This is a genomic window from Kineococcus sp. DHX-1 (assembly GCF_042473625.1).
Taxonomy (GTDB): domain Bacteria; phylum Actinomycetota; class Actinomycetes; order Actinomycetales; family Kineococcaceae; genus Kineococcus.
Genome location: NZ_CP170445.1, coordinates 2,403,207 through 2,422,627 on the forward strand (window position 1 = coordinate 2,403,207; position 19,421 = coordinate 2,422,627).

Annotated in this window: 21 protein-coding genes; 7 read left to right on the forward strand and 14 right to left on the reverse strand. The window is 75.4% G+C overall.

The genetic code is table 11. The features are described 5' to 3' along the window. Nucleotides 1–12: 12 nt before the first annotated feature. Nucleotides 13–555: a phenolic acid decarboxylase gene (locus ACFEMC_RS11660; RefSeq protein WP_380176510.1), complete on the reverse strand. Its 543-nt coding sequence runs from the start codon at nt 553–555 to the stop codon at nt 13–15. Between the two features lie 57 nt (nt 556–612). On the opposite strand from ACFEMC_RS11660, the gene ACFEMC_RS11665 reads away from it, so the two are divergent. Continuing rightward, a complete protein-coding gene (locus ACFEMC_RS11665) occupies nt 613–1,074 on the forward strand; it encodes a MarR family winged helix-turn-helix transcriptional regulator (RefSeq protein ID WP_380176512.1) in 462 nt (153 codons plus the stop codon). Between the two features lie 31 nt (nt 1,075–1,105). After that, entirely contained in the window at nt 1,106–1,792 is a 687-nt protein-coding gene (gene trmB / locus ACFEMC_RS11670) for a tRNA (guanosine(46)-N7)-methyltransferase TrmB (protein ID WP_380169793.1), read from the forward strand. Between the two features lie 6 nt (nt 1,793–1,798). On the opposite strand, the gene ACFEMC_RS11675 is transcribed toward trmB, so the two are convergent. The 5 genes from ACFEMC_RS11675 to dut form a co-directional block, all read right to left on the reverse strand. Beyond that, nucleotides 1,799–1,948, reverse strand: coding sequence for a hypothetical protein (locus tag ACFEMC_RS11675; RefSeq protein WP_370719854.1), 150 nt, complete (start codon nt 1,946–1,948; stop codon nt 1,799–1,801). Between the two features lie 33 nt (nt 1,949–1,981). Continuing rightward, nucleotides 1,982–2,647 (reverse strand): DUF3159 domain-containing protein, encoded by a 666-nt coding sequence (locus ACFEMC_RS11680; RefSeq protein WP_380169794.1) that lies wholly within the window; start codon nt 2,645–2,647, stop codon nt 1,982–1,984. Continuing rightward, complete coding sequence (locus tag ACFEMC_RS11685) at nt 2,647–3,054, reverse strand: OB-fold nucleic acid binding domain-containing protein (RefSeq protein ID WP_380169795.1); 408 nt, start codon at nt 3,052–3,054, stop codon at nt 2,647–2,649. The genes ACFEMC_RS11680 and ACFEMC_RS11685 overlap by 1 nt, the downstream gene beginning before the upstream one ends. A 101-nt stretch (nt 3,055–3,155) precedes the next feature. Further along, a complete protein-coding gene (locus tag ACFEMC_RS11690; protein ID WP_380169796.1) occupies nt 3,156–3,995 on the reverse strand; it encodes a DUF3710 domain-containing protein in 840 nt (279 codons plus the stop codon). Continuing rightward, nucleotides 3,992–4,495 carry a dUTP diphosphatase gene (gene dut, locus ACFEMC_RS11695; protein ID WP_380176739.1) on the reverse strand — a complete coding sequence of 168 codons (504 nt, stop codon included), beginning with the start codon at nt 4,493–4,495 and terminating at the stop codon, nt 3,992–3,994. Before dut ends, ACFEMC_RS11690 begins: the two co-directional genes overlap by 4 nt. 157 nt (nt 4,496–4,652) lie before the next feature. On the opposite strand from dut, the gene ACFEMC_RS11700 reads away from it, so the two are divergent. Then, nucleotides 4,653–5,168, forward strand: coding sequence for a DUF3093 domain-containing protein (locus ACFEMC_RS11700; protein ID WP_380169797.1), 516 nt, complete (start codon nt 4,653–4,655; stop codon nt 5,166–5,168). Here ACFEMC_RS11700 and ACFEMC_RS11705 read toward each other — a convergent pair. After that, nucleotides 5,143–5,442, reverse strand: coding sequence for a DUF4193 domain-containing protein (locus ACFEMC_RS11705; RefSeq protein WP_106206830.1), 300 nt, complete (start codon nt 5,440–5,442; stop codon nt 5,143–5,145). The genes ACFEMC_RS11700 and ACFEMC_RS11705 overlap by 26 nt on opposite strands. Before the next feature lie 546 nt (nt 5,443–5,988). On the opposite strand from ACFEMC_RS11705, the gene ACFEMC_RS11710 reads away from it, so the two are divergent. Further along, nucleotides 5,989–6,276, forward strand: a complete 288-nt coding sequence (locus tag ACFEMC_RS11710) for a hypothetical protein (RefSeq protein ID WP_380169798.1) — start codon at nt 5,989–5,991, stop codon at nt 6,274–6,276. 82 nt (nt 6,277–6,358) lie between these two features. Here the strand turns inward: ACFEMC_RS11710 and ACFEMC_RS11715 are convergent, their stop codons facing one another. Both ACFEMC_RS11715 and ACFEMC_RS11720 read right to left on the reverse strand, forming a co-directional pair. After that, complete coding sequence (locus ACFEMC_RS11715; RefSeq protein ID WP_380169799.1) at nt 6,359–7,186, reverse strand: inositol monophosphatase family protein; 828 nt, start codon at nt 7,184–7,186, stop codon at nt 6,359–6,361. A 3-nt stretch (nt 7,187–7,189) separates the two neighbouring features. Further along, nucleotides 7,190–8,320, reverse strand: a complete 1,131-nt coding sequence (locus tag ACFEMC_RS11720; protein ID WP_380169800.1) for a ferrochelatase — start codon at nt 8,318–8,320, stop codon at nt 7,190–7,192. A 151-nt stretch (nt 8,321–8,471) separates the two neighbouring features. Here ACFEMC_RS11720 and sepH point away from each other — a divergent pair, with 151 nt between their 5' ends. Beyond that, complete coding sequence (gene sepH / locus ACFEMC_RS11725; protein WP_380169801.1) at nt 8,472–9,677, forward strand: septation protein SepH; 1,206 nt, start codon at nt 8,472–8,474, stop codon at nt 9,675–9,677. Here the strand turns inward: sepH and ACFEMC_RS11730 are convergent. From ACFEMC_RS11730 to ACFEMC_RS11750, 5 genes are read right to left on the reverse strand one after another with little or no spacing between them, the layout of a single operon-like run. Beyond that, on the reverse strand, nt 9,652–10,842 hold the full coding sequence (locus ACFEMC_RS11730; protein WP_380169802.1) for an MFS transporter: 1,191 nt from the start codon (nt 10,840–10,842) through the stop codon (nt 9,652–9,654). The two genes, sepH and ACFEMC_RS11730, sit on opposite strands and share 26 nt — an antisense overlap. Beyond that, nucleotides 10,839–11,750, reverse strand: a complete 912-nt coding sequence (locus tag ACFEMC_RS11735; protein WP_380169803.1) for an alpha/beta hydrolase fold domain-containing protein — start codon at nt 11,748–11,750, stop codon at nt 10,839–10,841. Before ACFEMC_RS11735 ends, ACFEMC_RS11730 begins: the two co-directional genes overlap by 4 nt. Before the next feature lie 7 nt (nt 11,751–11,757). Then, on the reverse strand, nt 11,758–12,906 hold the full coding sequence (locus ACFEMC_RS11740) for an alkaline phosphatase family protein (protein ID WP_380169804.1): 1,149 nt from the start codon (nt 12,904–12,906) through the stop codon (nt 11,758–11,760). Between the two features lie 7 nt (nt 12,907–12,913). After that, nucleotides 12,914–13,510 (reverse strand): DUF5998 family protein, encoded by a 597-nt coding sequence (locus ACFEMC_RS11745; protein WP_380169805.1) that lies wholly within the window; start codon nt 13,508–13,510, stop codon nt 12,914–12,916. A 46-nt stretch (nt 13,511–13,556) separates the two neighbouring features. Continuing rightward, nucleotides 13,557–16,250, reverse strand: coding sequence for a GNAT family N-acetyltransferase (locus ACFEMC_RS11750; RefSeq protein ID WP_380169806.1), 2,694 nt, complete (start codon nt 16,248–16,250; stop codon nt 13,557–13,559). Between the two features lie 26 nt (nt 16,251–16,276). Between ACFEMC_RS11750 and ACFEMC_RS11755 the strand changes: the two genes are divergently transcribed. Then, a complete protein-coding gene (locus ACFEMC_RS11755) occupies nt 16,277–16,900 on the forward strand; it encodes a nitroreductase family protein (RefSeq protein WP_380169807.1) in 624 nt (207 codons plus the stop codon). 99 nt (nt 16,901–16,999) lie between these two features. Beyond that, on the forward strand, nt 17,000–19,411 hold the full coding sequence (locus tag ACFEMC_RS11760) for a DNA topoisomerase (ATP-hydrolyzing) subunit A (RefSeq protein WP_380176741.1): 2,412 nt from the start codon (nt 17,000–17,002) through the stop codon (nt 19,409–19,411). The last annotated feature ends 10 nt before the right edge of the window (nt 19,412–19,421 follow it).

Below are 19,421 nucleotides of genomic sequence, written 5' to 3' on the forward strand. Positions count from 1 at the left end.
CGGTCCGTCGGGTCAGCTCGTGCGCTGCAGGAACTCCGGGTCCAGGTCGCCGGGGGCGACGGAGATGACCGACTCGTTGTCCTCACCGACGTGCTCGAAGAGGGTGATGCGGGCGAACTCGGGCACGACATGGATGGGGTACGTCGGTCCGGCGTCGCGGAAGGCGCGCATGCGGTCGAGGTGGTCGTTCTGGAACAGGACCGTCTTGGAACCGTCCTCCTCGACCCACCGCGGGAAGAAGATCGTGCCGTGCAGGCGGCGGCGCTGCGGCATGACGTCCACCACGACGGACGTGCCGGTGGGCTCGTTCCAGGAGACCTTGAAGCCGTCCTCGTCGAGCTGGACGAGGTCGACGGTCTGGTCCTTGACCCAGCGGCCCCCGACCATCCCGGAGTGGATGCGGTAGTCGATGGTCGTGGCGTTCTTGACGTACATCTCGTACTGCCAGCCGTTGGCGTACGTGTAGACGAAGCGGTGGCCCACGATGCCCGAGAGGTCCTGCGGCGGGACGGGGTGCTCGACGGTGGTCGTCACGGGGAAGTCGGTGGTCGTCATGCCTTCTATTTTGCAAGCAAAACTCAGAAGGGCAACCCGGGCGGGCAGGATGGGCGCGTGACCTCCCCCACGTCCGCTGCCACGTCCGCAGCGGGGACGGCCCGCCGGCTCGGCCCGCTGCTGGGACCGCTGCGGCGCACCGTGCTGCGCCGCAGTCGGGACCTCGCCGCGCTGCCGGACCTGCCCGAGGCGCAGGTGGAGCTGCTGCGGGTGCTGGCCGGACAGGGCGCGCAGAGCCCCAGCGGCCTCGCGGACCGGTTGCGGCTGGCCCGTCCCACCGTCAGCAACCTGCTGCGCACCCTGTCGGCCGCCGGCCTCGTGGACCGCTCCCCCGGCGCCGGCCGCGCCGTGCAGGTCAGCGCCACCGACCACGCCCGCGAGCTGCTGGCGCGTTACGACGCCGCGAGCGCGCGGACGCTGGAACAGGCCCTGGACCGCCTGGACGCCGCCGACCGCACCGCCCTCGCCACCGCCCTGCCCACCCTCGAACGCCTCCTCGACGCCCTCGGCGACGACTGAGCCACCCCCGCCCGTGCCCGAGAATGGGGCGGTGAGCGCCTCCCCCGTCCCCGCCGGCACGGCCCTGCAGTCCTACAAGCTGCGCCGGGGGCGGATGGGGGTCGAGCGCACGGAGGCGCTCGCCACGCACCTGCCGCGCTACGCGGTCCCGGCGGGTCCGGGGCGGCTGGACCTGCACCACCTGTTCGGAGACGACCACCCGGTCGTGCTCGAGATCGGGTCCGGGATGGGCGACGCGACGCTCGCGATGGCCCAGGCCGATCCGGGCACGAACGTCGTCGCGGCCGAGGTCCACACCCCGGGCGTCGGCGCGCTGCTGCAGGGTCTCGTCGAGCACGGCGTGGAGAACGTCCGGCTCCTCGAGGGCGACGGGCGCGAACTGCTCGACGCGCGCATCGCCGCCGGGGCGCTGGCCGGGGTGCGCGTGTACTTCCCCGACCCGTGGCCCAAGGCGCGCCACCACAAGCGCCGGCTCGTGCAGCCGGACTTCGTCGCGCTCGTGGCCGACCGGCTCGCCCCGGGCGGCACGCTGCACTGCGCCACCGACTGGGAGCCCTACGCCGAGCAGATGGTCGAGGTCATCGGAGCCGACCCGCGGTTCGAGGTCTCGGCCGACCGGTCGCGGCCCGCGTGGCGCCCGCAGACGCGCTTCGAGCGGCGCGGCCTCGCGCTGGGGCACGTCGTCACCGACGTCCTCGCCACCCGCACGGCCGGGTGAGCGGCGTCAGTCGACCTTGACCAGTCGGCGGCGCTTCACGGTCCACCCCTCGGGCATGGTGCCCTCCTTGAGCATCCGCAACGGGCACCGCCGGCACTTGTCCTTGGACTCGCAGCACTTGGACTTCGGCCAGAGGTCCTTCTTCTTCTTCCCCACGCGCAGAAGGTAACAGGCCCAGGTAGGTGAGCCTCACCGCACCTGGAGCGGCGTGCGTCCCTTCAGGAGCATCGCGCCGGCGATCGCCAGGCCGAGCAGCAGCAAGGGCCAGCCGAGGGCGAGCTTGGCGACGGCCAGCCCGGTCGTGTTGTCGCTCAGGTAGAGCGGCAGCTGCACCGCCACGCGCAGGACGTACCCCGCCAGCAGGAGGGCCGTCAGCTTCTGGCACAGGGCGACGATCCCGCGGTCGCGACGCCACGCGGTCGGCTCCTCGGTGACGGCCCCGACGAGGAACCCCACGACGGGCCAGCGCGTGAGCATCGACACGGCGAAGGCCACGGCCAGGGCGAGGTTGAGCAGGATGCCGGGAAGGAAGACGTCCTGCGCGCGGCCGGTGCGGGATGCCACGAACGCGGCGACCGCCGTCACGAGGATGCTGCCGAGCGCGAACTGGACCGTCTCGCGGCGGGCGATGCGCACGACGAGCGCGACGAGCATGACCGCCAGCGAGGCGCCCACCGAGACCCACAGGTCGCTCGTGGCGAGCCAGGCGATGAGGAACGCGAGCGGGGCGACGGCGGAGTCCAAGAGCCCGCGCCACCCCCCCAGCGCCGTCGACAGGCGCAGGCGCACGAGCTCCTCGACCGTCTGCGGCCCCCCGGGCGCGGTGGACGGCGTGGACCCGGCGGCGTCCGCCACTACGCCTCTGCCTTCTCGGCGCACACGAGCTCGTAGACCGGGTTGAAGATCACCCGCTGGCCGTCGTCGCAGGCGACGAGCCCCTTGGCCTTGACCCGGCGCCCGGGCTCGACCCCGGCGATGCGCCGGCGCCCCAGCCAGACGAGCTGGATGGAGCCGGACCCGTCGAACAGCTCGGCCTCGAGGGCGGGGACGCCCCCACGGGGGCGCAGGGTCACCGAGCGCAGCGTCCCGCAGACGCACGCACGGGTGCGGTCGGGCACCTGGCCGCACGGGGTCCCACCGTTGCGGACCGCGTCCTCCTGGGCCTCCTCGGCGGCGAGGTCGGAGTTCGACGCGGTGAACCGCGCCAGAGCACGGCGCCACAGGGGCGCGCCCAGCACTGAGGACTTCGACACGGCACTCACAGTAGGCCCTCCCGGTCGCCTGCAGGGTCCAACGTCACTCCCCGGGGCGGTGTTCCGAGAGGTCCCTGGAGGTTCCGCGGAGTGACGAGGCGCCGCTGCGGTCAGCGGACCTCGGTGATCTCGGGACCGCGCTCGAACGGGTTGAGGTCGTCGCGGGCCGGGCCCTCCTCCGCCGGGTCCTCGGCGGGGGCGGGCTGCTCCGGCAGCGCCAGCGCGATGAGCTCACGGGGCGCCATGGCCTCCTCGCCGCGGACGACGACGGTCTCGCGCACGACCCCCTCCAGCTCCGCGGCCGCGGCCGCGTCGTGCGCAGCGGGCCCGCTGAACACGGCGCGCAGGAACCAGCGCGGACCGTCGACGCCGGCGAACCGCGCCGGCTGGTGCGCCGTGCGGCCGTCCTCGGTGCGCACCGGCAGGCGGCACAGCAGCTCCCGGCCGAGCGGGCCGTCCTGCTCGTCGGCCGCCCCGCCCTGCTGCACGACCGCCTCGGCGATCTCGGCGCGGATCTCGTCCCAGACCCCGCTCGAGCGCGGCGCGGCGAACGCCTGCAGCTGCACGGTGGACCCGTTCAGCCCGACGGTCACCGCGATGACGCGGCCGGAGCCCTCCTCGACCTCGAAGCGCAGCTCCATGCCCTCGCGGCCGACCAGACGCAGACCGCCGAGGGCCAGCCGCTCGTCCGCCTCGTCGACCTCGGAGACGTCGAACGGGCCCGCGGAACGGTCGAAGGCCTCCGGGGCGGGCCGCGTCGTCGGCGGCGCGTCCGCCTCGGCGGCCGCACGGGCCTCCGGGTCGTCGACGACCCCCGACGACGCCGTGGCGGGTTCGGCACCCGACTCGGCGGTGGTCACCGACGCCGTGTCGTCCGCGACGGTCGACGCGTCGGCCGCGGGGTCGCTCGGGGTGGTCTCGGCGACCTTGCGGCGGCGGAACAGGCTCACGGTCGCTCCTCGGGAGTGGTGGTGGTGGGGAAGGGGACGGCGTTCACCAGGGCCTCGCTCACCAGGGCGTCGCTGCCGCCCGTCGAGCCGTGGCCGCCCTCGCCGCGGGCGGAGACCGGCAGCGCCCGGACGGGCAGGAACTGCACACGCTCGACGCGCTGGACGACCACCTGCGCCACGCGGTCACCCGCCCGCAGCTCGACGGCGTCGCGCAGGTCGGTGTTGAGCAGGGTGACGCGCACCTCACCCCGGTACCCGGCGTCGACCGTGCCCGGGGAGTTCAGGACGGTCAGCCCGCGCTTGGCGGCCAGGCCCGAGCGCGGGACGACGAAGGCGACGTGCCCGTCGGGCAGCGCGAGCGAGACCCCGGTCGGCACCGTCACGCGCTCCCCCGGCCCGACGACGACGTCGACGCGCGTCGTGAGGTCGGCGCCGGCGTCGCCGGGGTGGGCGTACGTCGGCAGGGCCTCGGGGGCGGCCAGGAGGACGGGCACCGGCAGGGGTGCCGGAACCGCCTCGGCCTGCGGGAACGCGTCGGTCACGGGGCTCGACCCTACCCGTCACGGGCCGTGCGGTCCCGCCCCGGTCCACGTCCCGGTCCACGTCCCGGTCAACGTCCCGGTCAACCGAGCCGCACCCGCGTGCGACCCTGGGCTCGTGTCGAGCGCGACCAGCCCCTCCCCGTCCCCGCAGCCGTCCGAGCGACCCGCGAGCGGCGACACGGCCTGGGACGGCCGCGAGACGTGGTGGCCGGCGGTCACGTCGTGGTTGTCCTGGCTGCCCGCCGTCGTCGGCGGAGCGCTCGTCGCGCTGCCGATCTGGGGGACGCAGGGCGCCATCGTGGGCGCGGTCGTGGGGGCCGTGCTGGCCGTCGGGGTGCTGCTGAGCCTGTCGTGGACCACGCGGCTCACCGAGACGGAGTTCCGGGTCGGACGGGCGACGTTGCCGTTGTCCGTGGTCTCCGGGGTGGACGTCATCGCCCGCGGGGAGCGCCGGGCCGCGCTGGGGCCCGGGCTCGACGCCCGGGCCCACCTCGCGATCCGGTCCTGGATCGGACCCGCCGTGCGGATCCACCTGGACGACCCGGCCGACCCCACCCCCTACTGGGTGGTGTCGACCCGGCGCCCGCAGCGCCTGGCCGCCGGGATCAGGCGGCGCAGTCGTTGCAGATGATCCGGCCGTCGCCGGAGTCGTGCAGCTGGCTGCGGTGCACCACGAGGAAGCAGCTCGTGCACGTGAACTCGTCCTGCTGGCGCGGGAGGACCCGCACCGACAGCTCCTCGTTGGACAGGTCGGCCCCGGGCAGCTCGAAGCCCTCGGCCGCCTCCGTCTCGTCCTCGTCGACGGCGCCCGAGCTCTTGTCGGTGCGACGCGCCTTGAGCTCCTCGATGGAGTCCTCGTTCAGCTCGTCGTCGTTCTTGCGCGGTGCGTCGTAGTCGGTCGCCATGACCTCGCCTCACACTCCATGCCTTCTCGGCGTCCGTCGTCCTCGTCGTGCAGGACGTGCTGGTCTTCCTGCTTCTTCCGCCGGTTCCCGCGCGTCGTGCCGGCACCGGGTCCCCGGTGCGGCGGGGACAACGCCCCGACCGCCCGATCCATGCCCGGGACCAGTCCCTCCCCGCCCCCTGCGTCCCCCCGCGCTGAGCGCGAGCGAGCACGCATCATGACCTACCCGCGGCCCGGACTCGAACGGGGGCGGGTCGCGTGTCGCGCCGCAAGCCCTCAAGGCCGGGACCACCCGAACGGGTCAACGTCCGGAAACCAGGTGTCACGTGCGTCACTTCCGCGCTCCGGCAACGGCTTTGGGAGCACCGATCGCCGGTACCGCCGTTCGGGGGGCTGTCCACAGCCGGGACACCCTGGGAGTTGGACGTGCGGCCCCCGAGCCGTACTGTGCTCACGTCCCCGCCGATCCGGTCGTCCGTCCCGCGCCCCGCGCCCGGGGCGGAGTGCACGGCCGAGAGGAGCTCCCGACGCCCCGCAGGGAGGTGCCGTGCCCGTGCACGAACCCAGCACGTCCGTAGAGACCTCGCCCACCTTCGTGGCCGAGCTGTCCGACCGCGTCCAGCGCACCCGCGCGACCATCGACTCCGCCGCCGCCTCCGGTGACGACGACCTCGCCCAGGCTCTGCTGGACGACCTCGAGGCCCTGGTGGACCTCGCCGCCGCGCACGACGTGGCGCTGCCCGACACCGTCGCCTACCTGGCCAGCCAGCCCGGCCGCACCGTCGTCGACGTCCGCAGCGACGTCCGCGCCGGCGCGGAGTGCGCGCCCGCCTGATCCTTCCCGGTCCCCCGGACCGACCCGAAGAGCCCGACCCCCCGTGGGGAGTCGGGCTCTTCCGCGTCGTGGTCCCCGGGGCTCAGCCCAGACCGAGGGTCTCGCGCAGGACGGGGTGCAGGCCCGGGCCCGCCGCGACGAGGCCGTGCGAACCGGCCGGACCGCCGGCGAAGTCCGTGACGAGCGCCCCGGCCTCCCGGGCGACGAGCCAGCCGCCCGCGAAGTCCCAGGCGTTGAGGCCGAGCTCGTAGTAGGCGTCGACACGGCCCGCGGCCACGGCGCACAGGTCCAGGGACGCCGTCCCGATGCGGCGCAGGTCACGCACCTGCGGCAGCAGCCGCGCCACGACGGCGGCCTGCTCGGCTCGGCGGGCGGCGTCGTAGCCGAAGCCCGTGGCGACCAGCGCCTGCCCCAGGGCCGGGCCGTCACCGGCGTGCAGCGGGTGCACCCCGCGCGCGTCGGTCAGCGTCGCGCCCCCGCCGGCCGCCGCCGACCACGTCTCCCCCGCCGAGGGGTCGACGACCGCCGCGGCGAGCACGGTCCACGTCCGCGGGTCCGGCGGGCCGGCCGGGTCGTGGGAGACCACGGCGACGCTCACGGCGTAGGACCGCAGCCCGTACAGGTAGTTGACCGTCCCGTCGATGGGGTCGACCACCCAGGTGGTCCCGCTGCTGCCCGCCTCGTAGCCCTCCTCCTCGCCCAGCAGCCCGTCCTGCGGTCGGGCGGCCCGCAGCCGCTGGCGCAGCAACTGCTCGGAGGCGGTGTCCATGGCGGTGACGACGTCGGTCGGGCTCGACTTCGTCGCGGCCACCTCGACGCGGTCGGGACGACCGGCCGAGATCAGCTCACCGGCCGCGGTGGCGACCTCGACGGCCAGCCGCCGCAGCTCGGCGGTCGCGGGCTGGTCCACGGCTCAGGACCCGGCCGGGACGGGCGCGCGCCAGTCCTCACCCGTCGCGGCCGGCACGGCCGCGCGCAGGTTCCGGCAGCAGTCCACGGGGCACACCGTGTGCGACGGCGGCAGCCCACCGGCCACCGGGCGCTCCGGCTCCTCACCGCGGGCCTGGGCGGCCCGTTCCTCGACGAGGTCGACGAGCCCGGCGACGAACTGCGACGTGGCACCGACGGTCGCGGCCCGGGCGAACGGCAACCCGATCTCCTCGGCCGTCTCTGCGGCCTCGGTGTCGAGGTCGAACTTGACCTCCATGTGGTCGCTCACGAAGCCGATGGGCGCCACCACTACGCCGGGGACACCGCCCGCGTGCAGGGCGCGCAGGTGGTCGTTGACGTCCGGCTCGAGCCAGGGCTGGCTGGGCGGGCCGCTGCGCGAGCAGTAGGCGAGGTCCCAGGCCAGCTCGCGACCGAGGCGCTCGGAGGCGCGGCGGGCGACCTCGCCGGCCACGTCGAGGTGCTGGCGGACGTAGGCGCCACCCCCGGCGGCGGGCGGGCCCGAGACGTCGTTCATGGCGTCGGGGATGCTGTGGGTGACGAAGACCACACGGGCACCGGCGCGGGCGTCCTCGGGCAGCCGCCCCACCGCGTCGGCGACGGCCGCGGCGTTGACGTCGACGAAGGCCGGGTGGTTGAAGTAGTGCCGGATCTTGTCGACCTCGAGGCTGCGACCCTCCTCGGCGAGGGCCCCGAGGGCCTTGCCGAGGTCCTCGCGGTACTGCCGGCAGCTGGAGTACGAGGAGTAGGCGCTGGTGAAGACCGTCAGCACCTTGCGGGCGCCGTCCTCGTGCGCCGCGCGCAGCACGTCGGTGACGTACGGCTCCCAGTTCCGGTTGCCCCACAGCAGGGGAAGGTCGCCCAGACCGCGGGCGTCGAACTCCGCCCGCAGCGCCGCCAGCAGCTCCTTGTTCTGGTCGTTGATGGGGCTCCTGCCGCCGAAGTGCAGGTAGTGCTGGGCCACGTCCTCGAGGCGCTCGCGGGGGATGCCCCGACCGCGGGTGACGTTCTCGAGGAACGGCATCACGTCGTCGGGACCCTCCGGCCCGCCGAAGGACTGCAGCAGGACGGCGTCGTACGGCTTCACGTCGCTCACCGCGCCATCATCCACTCCCGCAGCCCTCCTCCGCCCCCGGGGCCACCCTCCGCGGCTCGTCCTCTCCCGCCGTCCGCACGGGGCGGCGCCGGAGGTGGCAGAGTGCATCCGCGATGATGGCCCGCACCACGCTTCCTGGAGGGCGCCCCACATGCAGGACCTGAGGCTCGTCGGGGTCCACGACGACGGAGAGCACGTCGTGCTCGTCGGCACCGACGGCAGCCGTTTCCGGCTGCGGGTGGACGAGGCGCTGCGCGCCGCCGTGCGCCGCGACCGGGCCCGGCTGGGCCAGCTGCAGATCCAGATGGAGGCGCAACTGCGCCCCCGTGACATCCAGGCGCGCATCCGCGCGGGTGAGACGGCCGAGGAGGTCGCCGCCGCCGGCGGGCTCAGCGTCGAGCACGTCCGCCGGTACGAGGGCCCCGTCCTCGCCGAGCGCGCCCACGTGACCGGGCTGGCCCGGCGCACGCCGTACGGCCGGTCCGGTGTCGCCGGGACGCTCGACGACGTCGTGGTCGCCCGGCTCTCCGCCCGGGCCGTCGACCCCGAGGGCGCCCGCTGGGACGCCTGGCGCACCGAGGACGGCGGCTGGGTCGTCCAGTGCGAGTTCGTCGCCGGTGGACGCGGACGCGTCGCCCGCTGGGGCTTCGACCCGGTGGCGCGCGTGCTGTGCGCCCACGACGACGAGGCGCGCTGGCTCTCGGAGGAGGAACCGGCCGAACCCGGTCCGCTGCCGGCCCGGCGCCTGGTGTCGGTGGCCGGTGACGGTCCGCGGTCGGGGTCGGGGACCGGCTCCGAACGCGTCTACGACGTCGAGGCCGACGGCGGCGTGCGCGCGAACCTGGCCGGTCAGGACACGACGGACGACCTCCTCGAGGCGCTCGACTCCGCCCGCGGGGTCCGACCCGAGCAGGGCCCGGCCACGCCGTCGCGCGACCAGCCGCCCCCCTCGTCCTCGTCCTCGTCGTCGCCCTCGTCGGCGGCGCCGCGGGTGGACGCGCTGGTGAACGACCCGCCCCCCGCGCACCCGGCCGACTCCTCCCCTGAGGACGTCGTCGACCGGACGGTGCTGCCGGCACCGGAACCCTCGGAGGAGGACGGGCAGGAGGCCGCGCAGCAGGCCGAGGCGGACGTTCCCGCCGCCGAGCCGGCCGTGGAGCCCGTCGCCCAGCCCGCCGAGGAACCTGCGGTCGAGCCGGATCCCGCAGCCGCCGCCGACGGACCGGCACCGGCCCCTCGGGAGACCCCGGCGGAACCGCGCCGCCGCAACCGGTCCGCACGCCGCGGATCGGCCGCGGCCAAGCGCCCCAGCGTCCCGAGCTGGGACGACATCATGTTCGGGACGAAGAAGGACTGACGGGCGCCGGGTCGTCCACCGCGGGCACGCGGATCCAGCGCGCCAGCACCGCGACGACCAGCGACGTCGCGACGAGCAGACCGAGCGCCGCGCGCAGCGAGGTGACCTCGGCCAGCGCGCCGACGAGGGGTGGCCCGACGAAGAACGCGGGCCACTCCCCGAGGTTCACGAACGTCACCGCGCGGCCCGCGGAGACGTCGGGCTGGTTGCCCGCCAGCCCCATGACGGTGGGGAACACGCACGCGCAGCCGACCCCGACGAGGGCGAAGCCGACGAGCGCGGCGGGCACGGTGCCGGACAGGACCGCCAGCAGGACGCCCGCGGCCGTCGTCGCCCCGGACACCTGCACGAAGCGGACGCGGCCGAGCCGGTCGACGACCCGGTCCCCGACCGTGCGCATGGCGGCGATGGCCAGGGAGTAGCAGACCAGGGTCAGCGACCCGACCGCGACGCTCGCCCCGAGCGAGACGGAGAACTGCGCGCTCCACTGCACGGCCGAACCCTCGGTGATGGCGCCCAGCAGGGCGAGGACCGCCAGGAGGACGACCTGGCGCGTCGGCCGCTCGCGCCGCCCTGCCCGGTCCCGCGCGGGACGCACGGGGTCGGTGTCCCCGCGCGGGACGGCGCGCCGGGTGGCCAGCAGCGCGACGGCGAGGACGACGTTGCACGCCAGCACCTGCGCCCACGGGTCGACGCCCCAGGCGCCGGCCGCGACGCCGGCGAGCCCGCCGCCGAGCTGCCCGGCGCTGAACCCGGCGTGGAAGGAGGACATCGTGCTGCGCCCGTAGCGCCGCTCGACGACGACGGCGAGGGCGTTCATCGGCCCGAAGAGCAGCCCGACGGCGGCCCCCTGCAGCGCCAGGGTGACGACGAGGACGGCCGGGGTGGGCGAAGCCGCCGCGCACGGCGCCACGACGAGCAGCAGGACCGCGCCGGCCAGGGCCAGGACGCGCGGACCCGTGCGGCCGATGACCCGGGTCAGCACGAGCAGCGCCAGCAGCGTGCCCACCGGCTGCGCGAGGACGACGAGGCCCCACTGCGCGTCCCCGAGCCCCAGGTCGGCCTTGACCGTCGGGATGCGCCCCGCCCAACCGCCCGTGACGGCCCCCGCCACGACGAACAGGACGAGGACGGCGACGCGGGCCTGCCGGCGGGTCGCGCTCACGCCAGGTGCTCGCGCAGGAAGCCGTCGACGAGGTCGAGGACGGCCGGGGACCAGAACGGCGGCCCGCCGTGGTCGGCGCCGTCGAGGCGCACGAGGTCGACGCGCTGCCCCGCCGCCTGCAACGCCTCGGTGAGCAGGACGCTCTGGCCGAACGGCACGAGCCGGTCCCGGCTGCCGTGGACGACGAGGAACGGCGGCACGTCCCGCCCGGGTCGCACGTGCGACGCGGCGACGGTCGGCGCCACGAGGTCGGGGCGCTCGCTGACCCGGTGCCCCCCGATGAGCAGGCCCTCCGGGGAGTCGGGCGCGTCGTGGTCCATCGCCGACGGCTCGGCGCTCATGGCGGCGATGTCGGTCGGGCCGTAGAAGTCCACGACGGCCCGCACGCCGAGGGTGCCCTCGTCCTCGTCGGGGTGGGCGAACACGGGGTCGCCGTCGGTGAGGGCCGCGAGCACGACCGTGTGACCGCCGGAGGAGTCGCCCCACAGGGCCGTCCGCGCGGGGTCGACCCCGAACTCCTCGGCGTGCCGGTGCAGGAAGCGGACCGCGGCGCGCACGTCGAGCACCTGGGCCGGGAACGGAGCGAGCGTCGACGGGCGGTACGCGACGGTCGCGACGGCGTACCCGCGGGCGGCGAAGCCCGCGAGCGCCGGCAGGTTCAGGCCGAGCTCCTGCTCGAACCACGCCGACCCCTGGACGTGCACGACGAGCGGCAGCGACGTGCGCTCCCCCGGTGGGACGAGCAGGTGCAGGAGGAGGGAGCGGCCGTCGCGGCGGGCGTACTCGACGCCGAGGCGGGCGGTGCCGTGGACGGGGTCGTGGTCGGCGGGCAACGTCCGCATCCCCGGGGCGCTGCGTGCGGAGTCCGGGAACGGGGGGAGGGGCGGCTGGTGGAGCGGGGTGCGCACGGGAACCTCAGCAGGGGACGGTGAAGAGCGGGACGAGGCGTTCGGCGTCCGAGAGCGCCCCGTGCTGCCCGACGAGGCGCAGCGTCTCGGGGCGCATCGTCCGCGAGTTCACGACGGCGAGGTCGTCGCGCATGACGGCGAGGACGTCGCCGATGCGGCCGGAGACGCGGTCCTCGACCGGGCCGAACCAGCCGGCGGCGACGGCCTCGGACCTCAGCAGGACCTCCGCGCTCGCACCGAAGCGCTGCCGCCAGGTCCGAGCGACCTCCTGCGCCGCACCGGGTCCGGTGTAGAGCTGGACGGTGCGGGGTTCGCCCCCGAGGTGCCGGACCCCGGCGAGCAGGTCGGGTTCTCGCGCGACGTCGACGCGCTGCGCGGCGGGCACGTCGACCATCCCGTGGTCGGCGGTGACGACGAGGAGGGTGCCGCGCGGGAGGCGGCGGGCGAGGGTGCCGAGGGCCTCGTCGACGCGTTCGAGCTCGGCGGTCCACTCCCCGGAGTCGACGCCGGCGCCGTGGCCGGTGTGGTCCAGGCGGCCCCAGTAGAGGTAGGTGAGCTGGTGCGGGGCCGAGCGGACGGCCGTGACGGCGGCGTCCACCCGCGCCTCGAGCCGTTCGGGCGTCCCCACGAACCGGCCGCCGCGCAGGGCCGCCTCGGTCAGCCCGGACCCGTCGAAGTGCGGCGGGGCGACGCGCACGACGTCCACGCCCGCAGCGGCGACGCGCTGGAACAGCGTCGTGTGCGGCTGCCAGCGCCGGGGGTCGACGGCGGTGTCCCACTGCAGCTCGTTGAGCAGGCGGTCGCGGTCGGGGTCGAGCACCTCGTACCCGACGAGGCCGTGGCCGCCGGGCGGAAGCCCGGTGCCGAGCAGGCCCATGCTCGTCGCCGTCGTCGTGGGGAACCCCGCGGTCAGGACGCGGTGGAGCCCGTCGGAGCGCCAGCGCCGCATCGTGCCGGTGTGACCGGACCGCGCCGCCAGGAGCAGCTCCCCCATCCCGTCGACGAGGACGAAGCACACCCGTTGCGCCGCAGGCAGGACGACGTGCGGCGAAGCGTCGGCGAAGTCGGCGACGCCGAGCGCGCGCCCGACGGCGGGCAGCAGGTCGGCGAGGGTGTCGCGGCCGTAGGCGGGAACGGGGAGGGGCGCGGGGACCACGGGGAGGTCAGCGACCGGCCACGGCGGACAGGGCCCGGGCGAAGTCGAGGGCCGCGGTGACCGCGTCGGCCCCCTCGGCGGCGCTGGCGATGCGGACGGTGAGGTCGTCACCGGTCACCGACCCGGTGTAGCCGTGGTCGGCCTCGCAGCCGGGGTCGGGGCAGGACGCCGGTTCGAGGTCGACGCGGTGCAGCGCACCCCACCCGAGGGTCAGGCTCACCTCGGCGGGTGTGGAGCCCGGCCGGTGGTCAGCGGGCCGGGAGACCACCTGGGAGACGACGACGGAGTGAACGCGGGAGAGGGCGACCGACTCCGTCGAACAGACGGCGTACGGCTCACCGGAGGTGTCGTCCGGGCCGTGGTCGTCGGCGTGGGCCACGACGAGGCGGCCGGGGGTGGTGACGAGCACGGTGACGTGCCGGCGGACCTCGTTGGCGTCGAAGGTGGTCTCGGGGTGCACCAGGTGCGCGTGGACGGGCTCGCCGGCCACGGCCGTGCGCAGGCAGTCGGCCACGAGCTCGGGGTAGTACCCGGCGCGGGCGAGGTCCTGGAGCAGGGCGACCGGGAGGTCGGAGCCGGCACGGGTGTCGGTGCGGTCGCGCATCCGGCCATCATCCCGCACCTGCTGCACCCCCCGTGCTCAGGTGGGCTCAGGTCGGCAGCGTCCGGCGGTCGGGGTCGGCGCGGCCCTGCGGGGGCGCGACGCGGACGACGGCGTCCAGGCACGTCAGGCCCTGCTCGGCGACGAGGACGGGGCTCAACCGCAGCTCGGCGAGCTCGGGCAGCGCGTCGGCGAGCACGGCCACGCGGGCGACGACGTCCTCGAGGGCCGGCACGTCCAGGCGCGGGGACCCACGGTGCCCGAACAGCTTCGGGGCGGCCTTGACGGAGCGGACCAGGTCGGCGACGTCGACGTCGGTCAGCGGCGGGATGCGGTAGGCGACGTCGCCCATGAGGTCGAGGGGGTCACCCTCGACACCGAAGGCGAGCACGGGCCCGAACAGGGGGTCCTCGGTGCTGCGGACGAGGCAGGGGACGCCGAGCGGGGCCATGGGCTGCACGGCCAGGGCCTTCACCTCCGAGCCGAAGACGGCCCGCATCTCCCCCACCGCGGCGCGCAGCGCGTCGGCGCTGGACAGTCCGAGGCGGACACCCCGCAGGTCCTGCCGGCCCGCCAGGGCCTCCCCCACGGTCTTGAGCGCGACGGGCCAGCCGAAGCGCTCCGCGGCGCGCACGGCCTCCTCCGCGGCGTCCTCCCCGGCCGCGACCTCGGCGCGCGGCAGCAGGGGGACGCCGACGGCGGTGAGCAGCTCGGTCCGGGCGTCGCGGTCCAGCAGCGCTCCGTCGGGGTGGGCGGCCAGGACCCGGGCGACCACGGCGCGCGCCCGCGGCAGGTCGACGCCCTCGGGCGCGACGGGATGGCCGCGCTCCTTGCGCCGCCACTGCGCGTACCGGACCACGGAGGCCAGGGCGCGGACCGCGTCCTCCGGGGTCGGGAAGCTCGGGACCGAGGGGCAGTCGTCGCCCGGGTCCCCCGAACCCACGCGGGCCGCGGACACCGAACGGGTCCCGAGGAAGCACGTCACGCACGTCTTGCCGCCCTCGGCCGCCGTGCGGGCGACCGCCGTGGCCACCGCGGCGTCCACCGTCGCGGTGGGCGGCACCCAGCTCGCCACGACGGCGTCGACCTCGGGGTCGGCGAACGCGTCGCGCAGGGCGGCGGTGAACTCCTCGACGGGGGCCTCGGGGTGCACCGAGGACGGCCCGTGGACGACCTGCAGGCCCCAGCTGACGCAGGCGTCGGCGGCGAGGGTCCCCAGGGCGTCGGAGTTACCGACGATGGCGATGCGGGCGCCCTCGGGCAGCGGCTGCTCGACGGTCACCTGGGCCACGTCGAAGAGCTGGTGGACGTTCTCGACGCGGATGACGCCGGCCTGACGCAGCATGCTGTCGACGACCTCGAACGGCACCTGCGAGCGCCGGACGGTGTGCCCGGGCGGGACGCCGAAACCGGAGGCGCCGGACTTGACGACGATGACGGGTTTGCGCCGGGCCAGGCGGCGGGCGACGCGGCTGAACTTGCGGGGGTTCCCGACGCTCTCGAGGTAGAGGCCGACGGCGGCGGTGGCCTCGTCGTCGTGCCAGAACTGCATGAGGTCGTTGCCCGAGACGTCCGCGCGGTTGCCGGCCGAGACGAAGGTGGAGATCCCCAGCCCGCGGCGGTGGGCCGAGCTCAGGACGGTGACGGCCAGGGCCCCGGACTGACTGAACAACCCGAACCGCCCCGGCGGGGGCACCTCCTGGGCGAGCGAGGCGTTCAGGCGGACGTCGGCGGCGGTGTTCACGACGCCGAAGGAGTTCGGGCCGATGACGCGCATGCCGTTGGCGCGGGCGATGCGGACGAGTTCGCGCTGCAGCTCCGCACCCTCGGGGCCGGTCTCGGCGAAACCGCTGGAGACGACCACGAGACCCCGCACACCGGCTGCGGCGCAGTCGGTCACGGCTTCCAGGACGGTCGCGGGGGCGACGGCGACCACGGCGAGGTCGACGGGTTCGCCGATGTCGGCGACGGTGGCGTGCAGGCGGACCCCGAGGAGTTCCTCTCCTGCGCCGGCGGCGTTCACGGCGTGGACGGTGCCGGCGAAGTCCCCCGCCAGCAGGTCGGCGAGCAACCGGTGCCCGACGGTGCCGACGGTGCGCCGGGCGCCCACGACGACGACCGACCGCGGGGTCAGCAGGGCCGTCAGGCTGCGGGCCTCGGCACGCTGCTCGCGGGCCTGCATGACGTCGACGGAGCGTTCGGTCGGGTCGATGTCGAAGGAGACGTCGAGGACCCCGTCGGAGAACCCCTGGCGGACCTCGAAACCGGCCTCGCGGAAGACGCCGATCATCTTGGCGTTCGTCGGCAGGACGTCGGCGGTGAAGCGGCGGATGCCGCGTTCGCGGGCGGCGGCGGCGAGGTGCTCGAGCAGCACGGACCCCAGCCCGCGGCCCTGGTGGGCGTCGGAGATGTTGAAGGCGACCTCGGCCGAGCGGGGCCGGCCGGGGCGCACGGGCGCGGCGTCGAAGCGCGCGATGCCGACGATGTCCTCCCCCACGGTCGCCACGAGCGCGACGCGGTCGACGTGGTCGACCTGGGTGAAGCGGGCCAGGTCGCGCCGCGAGAGCCGGGGCATGGGGGCGAAGAAGCGGAAGTAGCGCGACTCGTCGGACTGCCGGTCGTGGAAGGCCGCGACCGCGTCGGCGTCATCGGGCCGGATGGGCCGCACGTGCGCCGTCCCCCCGTCGCGCAGGGCGACGTCGGCCTCCCACCGGGTCGGGTAGCCCACGGGCGGCAGCGGCATGGTCCCGATCCTACGAGGATGGGCCCGTGGAGTACTCCGAGGTCCTGCGGGCGCGGCGCATGGTCCGCCGCTACGACGGGCGGCCCGTGGCCGACGACGTCCTCGGCCGGGTCGTGGCCGCGGGGCTGCGCGCGCCCAGCGCCGGCAACAGCCAGGGCCGGGACCTGCTGGTGCTGCGCTCGCCGGCCGACCGGGAGCTCTTCTGGAGCACGACCGCGGGGACCCGGGACGCCGGCGCGGCGCCGGACCCGTGGCTGACCGGCATGCGCACGGCCCCCGTCGTCGTGCTGCTGCTGGCCGACCCCGGCGCCTACGCCCGGCGGTACGCGGCGGCCGACAAGCCGGGCCCGGACCGCGACGCCGCGACCTGGGAGGTGGCCTGGCCCGACGTCGACACCGGCATGTCCGGTCTGCTGGTCCTGCTCGCGGCCGTCGACGAGGGCCTGGGGGCGTGCCTGTTCGGCGTCCCGTCGGCGGCGCACGCGGCGGTCCGCGCGGTCTTCGCGGTGCCGGCCGACCGGCGCGTCGTCGCGGCGCTCACGCTGGGGCACCCGGCGCCCGGGGAGGCCTCTCGACCGTCCCGGCGGCACCGGCGGACGGTGGCGGACGCGGTGCACGACGGGCGGTTCGGCGTGCCCTGGAGCCGGTGAGGGCCCCGGGCGCGGCAGAATGCCCCCGTGCCCAGCAGATCCGGACCTCCGCCGACCGACGTCCCCGAACGGATCGTCGACATCGACGTCGAGCAGGAGATGCAGGGCGCGTTCCTCGAGTACGCGTACTCGGTCATCTACTCCCGGGCCCTGCCCGACGCGCGCGACGGCCTCAAGCCGGTCCAGCGCCGCATCCTCTACATGATGCAGGACATGGGGTTGATCCCCGCCCGGGCGCACGTGAAGTCCGCCCGCGTCGTCGGGGAGGTGATGGGCAAGCTCCACCCGCACGGTGACGTCGCGATCTACGACGCCCTCGTCCGCCAGGCGCAGGCCTTCACCATGCGGCTGCCCCTCATCGACGGGCACGGCAACTTCGGTTCCCTCGACGCCGGTCCGGCCGCGCAGCGGTACACCGAGGCCCGGATGGCGCCCGCCGCGCTGCTCATGACCACGGGCCTGGACGAGGACGTCGTCGACTTCGTCCCGAACTACGACGACCGCCTGAAGGAACCCGGGGTCCTGCCCGCGGCGTTCCCGAACCTGCTCGTCAACGGGGCCAGCGGCATCGCCGTCGGGATGGCGACGAACATGCCGCCGCACAACCTCGTCGAGGTCGTGAACGCGGCCCGCCACCTCATCAAGCACCCCGACGCGGACCTGCCGGCGCTCATGCGGTTCGTGCCCGGTCCGGACTTCCCCACCGGTGGGCGCGTCGTCGGCCTGGAGGGCATCCGCGACGCGTACGCCGCCGGCCGGGGCACGTTCCGCACCCGGGCCAGCGTGAAGGTCGAGAAGATCGGGCGCCGGCAGGGTCTGGTCGTCACCGAACTCCCCTACGGCGTCGGCCCCGAACGCCTCGTCGAGAAGATCGCCGACAACGTCAAGAACAAGCGCCTGCAGGGCATCGCGGACGTCACGGACCTGTCCGACCGCCGCAACGGCATGCGCCTGGTCATCGAGGTCAAGAACGGGTTCAACCCCGAGGCCGTGCTGGAACAGCTCTACCGGCTGACGCCGATGGAGGAGACGTTCGGCATCAACAACGTGGCCCTCGTCGAGGGGCAGCCGCGGACGCTGGGGCTGAAGGAACTCCTCGAGGTGTTCGTCGGGCACCGCGTCGACGTCGTCCGCCGGCGCACGCAGTTCCGCCTCGGCAAGGCGCAGGACCGCCTGCACCTCGTCGACGGCCTGCTGCTGGCCATCATCGACATCGACGAGGTCATCGCGATCGTGCGGTCCTCCGACGACGCGAACGCCGCGCTGGCCCGCCTGGTCGAGCGGTTCTCCCTGTCCGAGACCCAGGGCCGCTACATCCTCGACATGCAGCTGCGCCGCCTGACGCGGTTCTCCCGCATCGAGCTCGAGCGCGAGCAGGCCGAACTGCAGGCGACGATCGCCGAACTGCAGGCGATCCTCGACGACGAGCAGCGGCTGCGGACCCTCGTCAGCGACGAGCTCGGGCAGGTCGCCGCCGACCACGGCACCCCGCGCCGCACCGTGCTGCTGACGTCCTCGGGGCCGGCGACGGGCGCGGCGGCCGCGGCGCAGCTGGAGATCGAGGACGACCCGTGCTGGGTGCTGCTGAGCTCGACGGGGCTGCTGGCCCGCACGAGTTCGGCCGAGCCCCTGGGCACCGAGGGCCGGCGCGCCCGGCACGACCTCGTCACCGCCGCAGCCCCGGCCACCGCCCGCGGCGACGTGGGCGTCCTCACCTCGGCGGGCCGGCTCGTCAAGGTCTCGGTGCTGGAACTGCCGACGCTGCCGCCGGTCGCGGGGCGGCCGAACCTGTCCGGCGGGACGAGCGTCAAGGAGTTCGTGACGCTCGGCAAGGGCGAACGGGCGCTGACGATCGTGCCGCTGCCCGTGGCGGGCGTCGAGGACCCCGACGACCCGGGGTTCGCGCTGGCGACGGCCTCGGGCGTCGTCAAGCGCGTCGTGCCCGAACCCCTCGGCAACCGCCCGGAGGTCGAGGTCATCGCGCTGAAGGACCTCACGGCCCGGCAGAAGGACGAGGTCGTGGCCGCCACGGCCCTGGCCACCGGGAGCGAGGACCTCGTGTTCGTCACGACGGACGCGCAGCTGCTGCGGTTCTCCGCCGCCCTCGTGCGCCCGCAGGGCCGCGGGGCCGCAGGGATGGCGGGCGTCAAGCTGGCCCCCGGTGCGCGGGTGGTCGCGATGACGGCGGTCGACCCCGACGCCGCCGACGCGGTGGTCGTCACCGTCGCCGGGGACGCGGCCGGCGGGGCCTCGCAGGTCGGGTCGGCCAAGGTCACCCCGCTGTCGGAGTACCCGTCCAAGGGCCGCGCCACGGGCGGGGTCCGCTGCCACCGGTTCGCGCGCGGCGAGGACACGCTGCTGCTCGCGTGGGCCGGGCGGGGACCGGCCGAGGCCGCGACCTCGACGGGCAGCGCCGTGGCGCTGCCGGGGCCCCAGGGACGCCGTGACGGCTCGGGCACCGCGCTCGACAAGCCCGTCGCGGCCGTGAGCGGCCCGCCCGCCACGAGCTGACGCGGGGGGT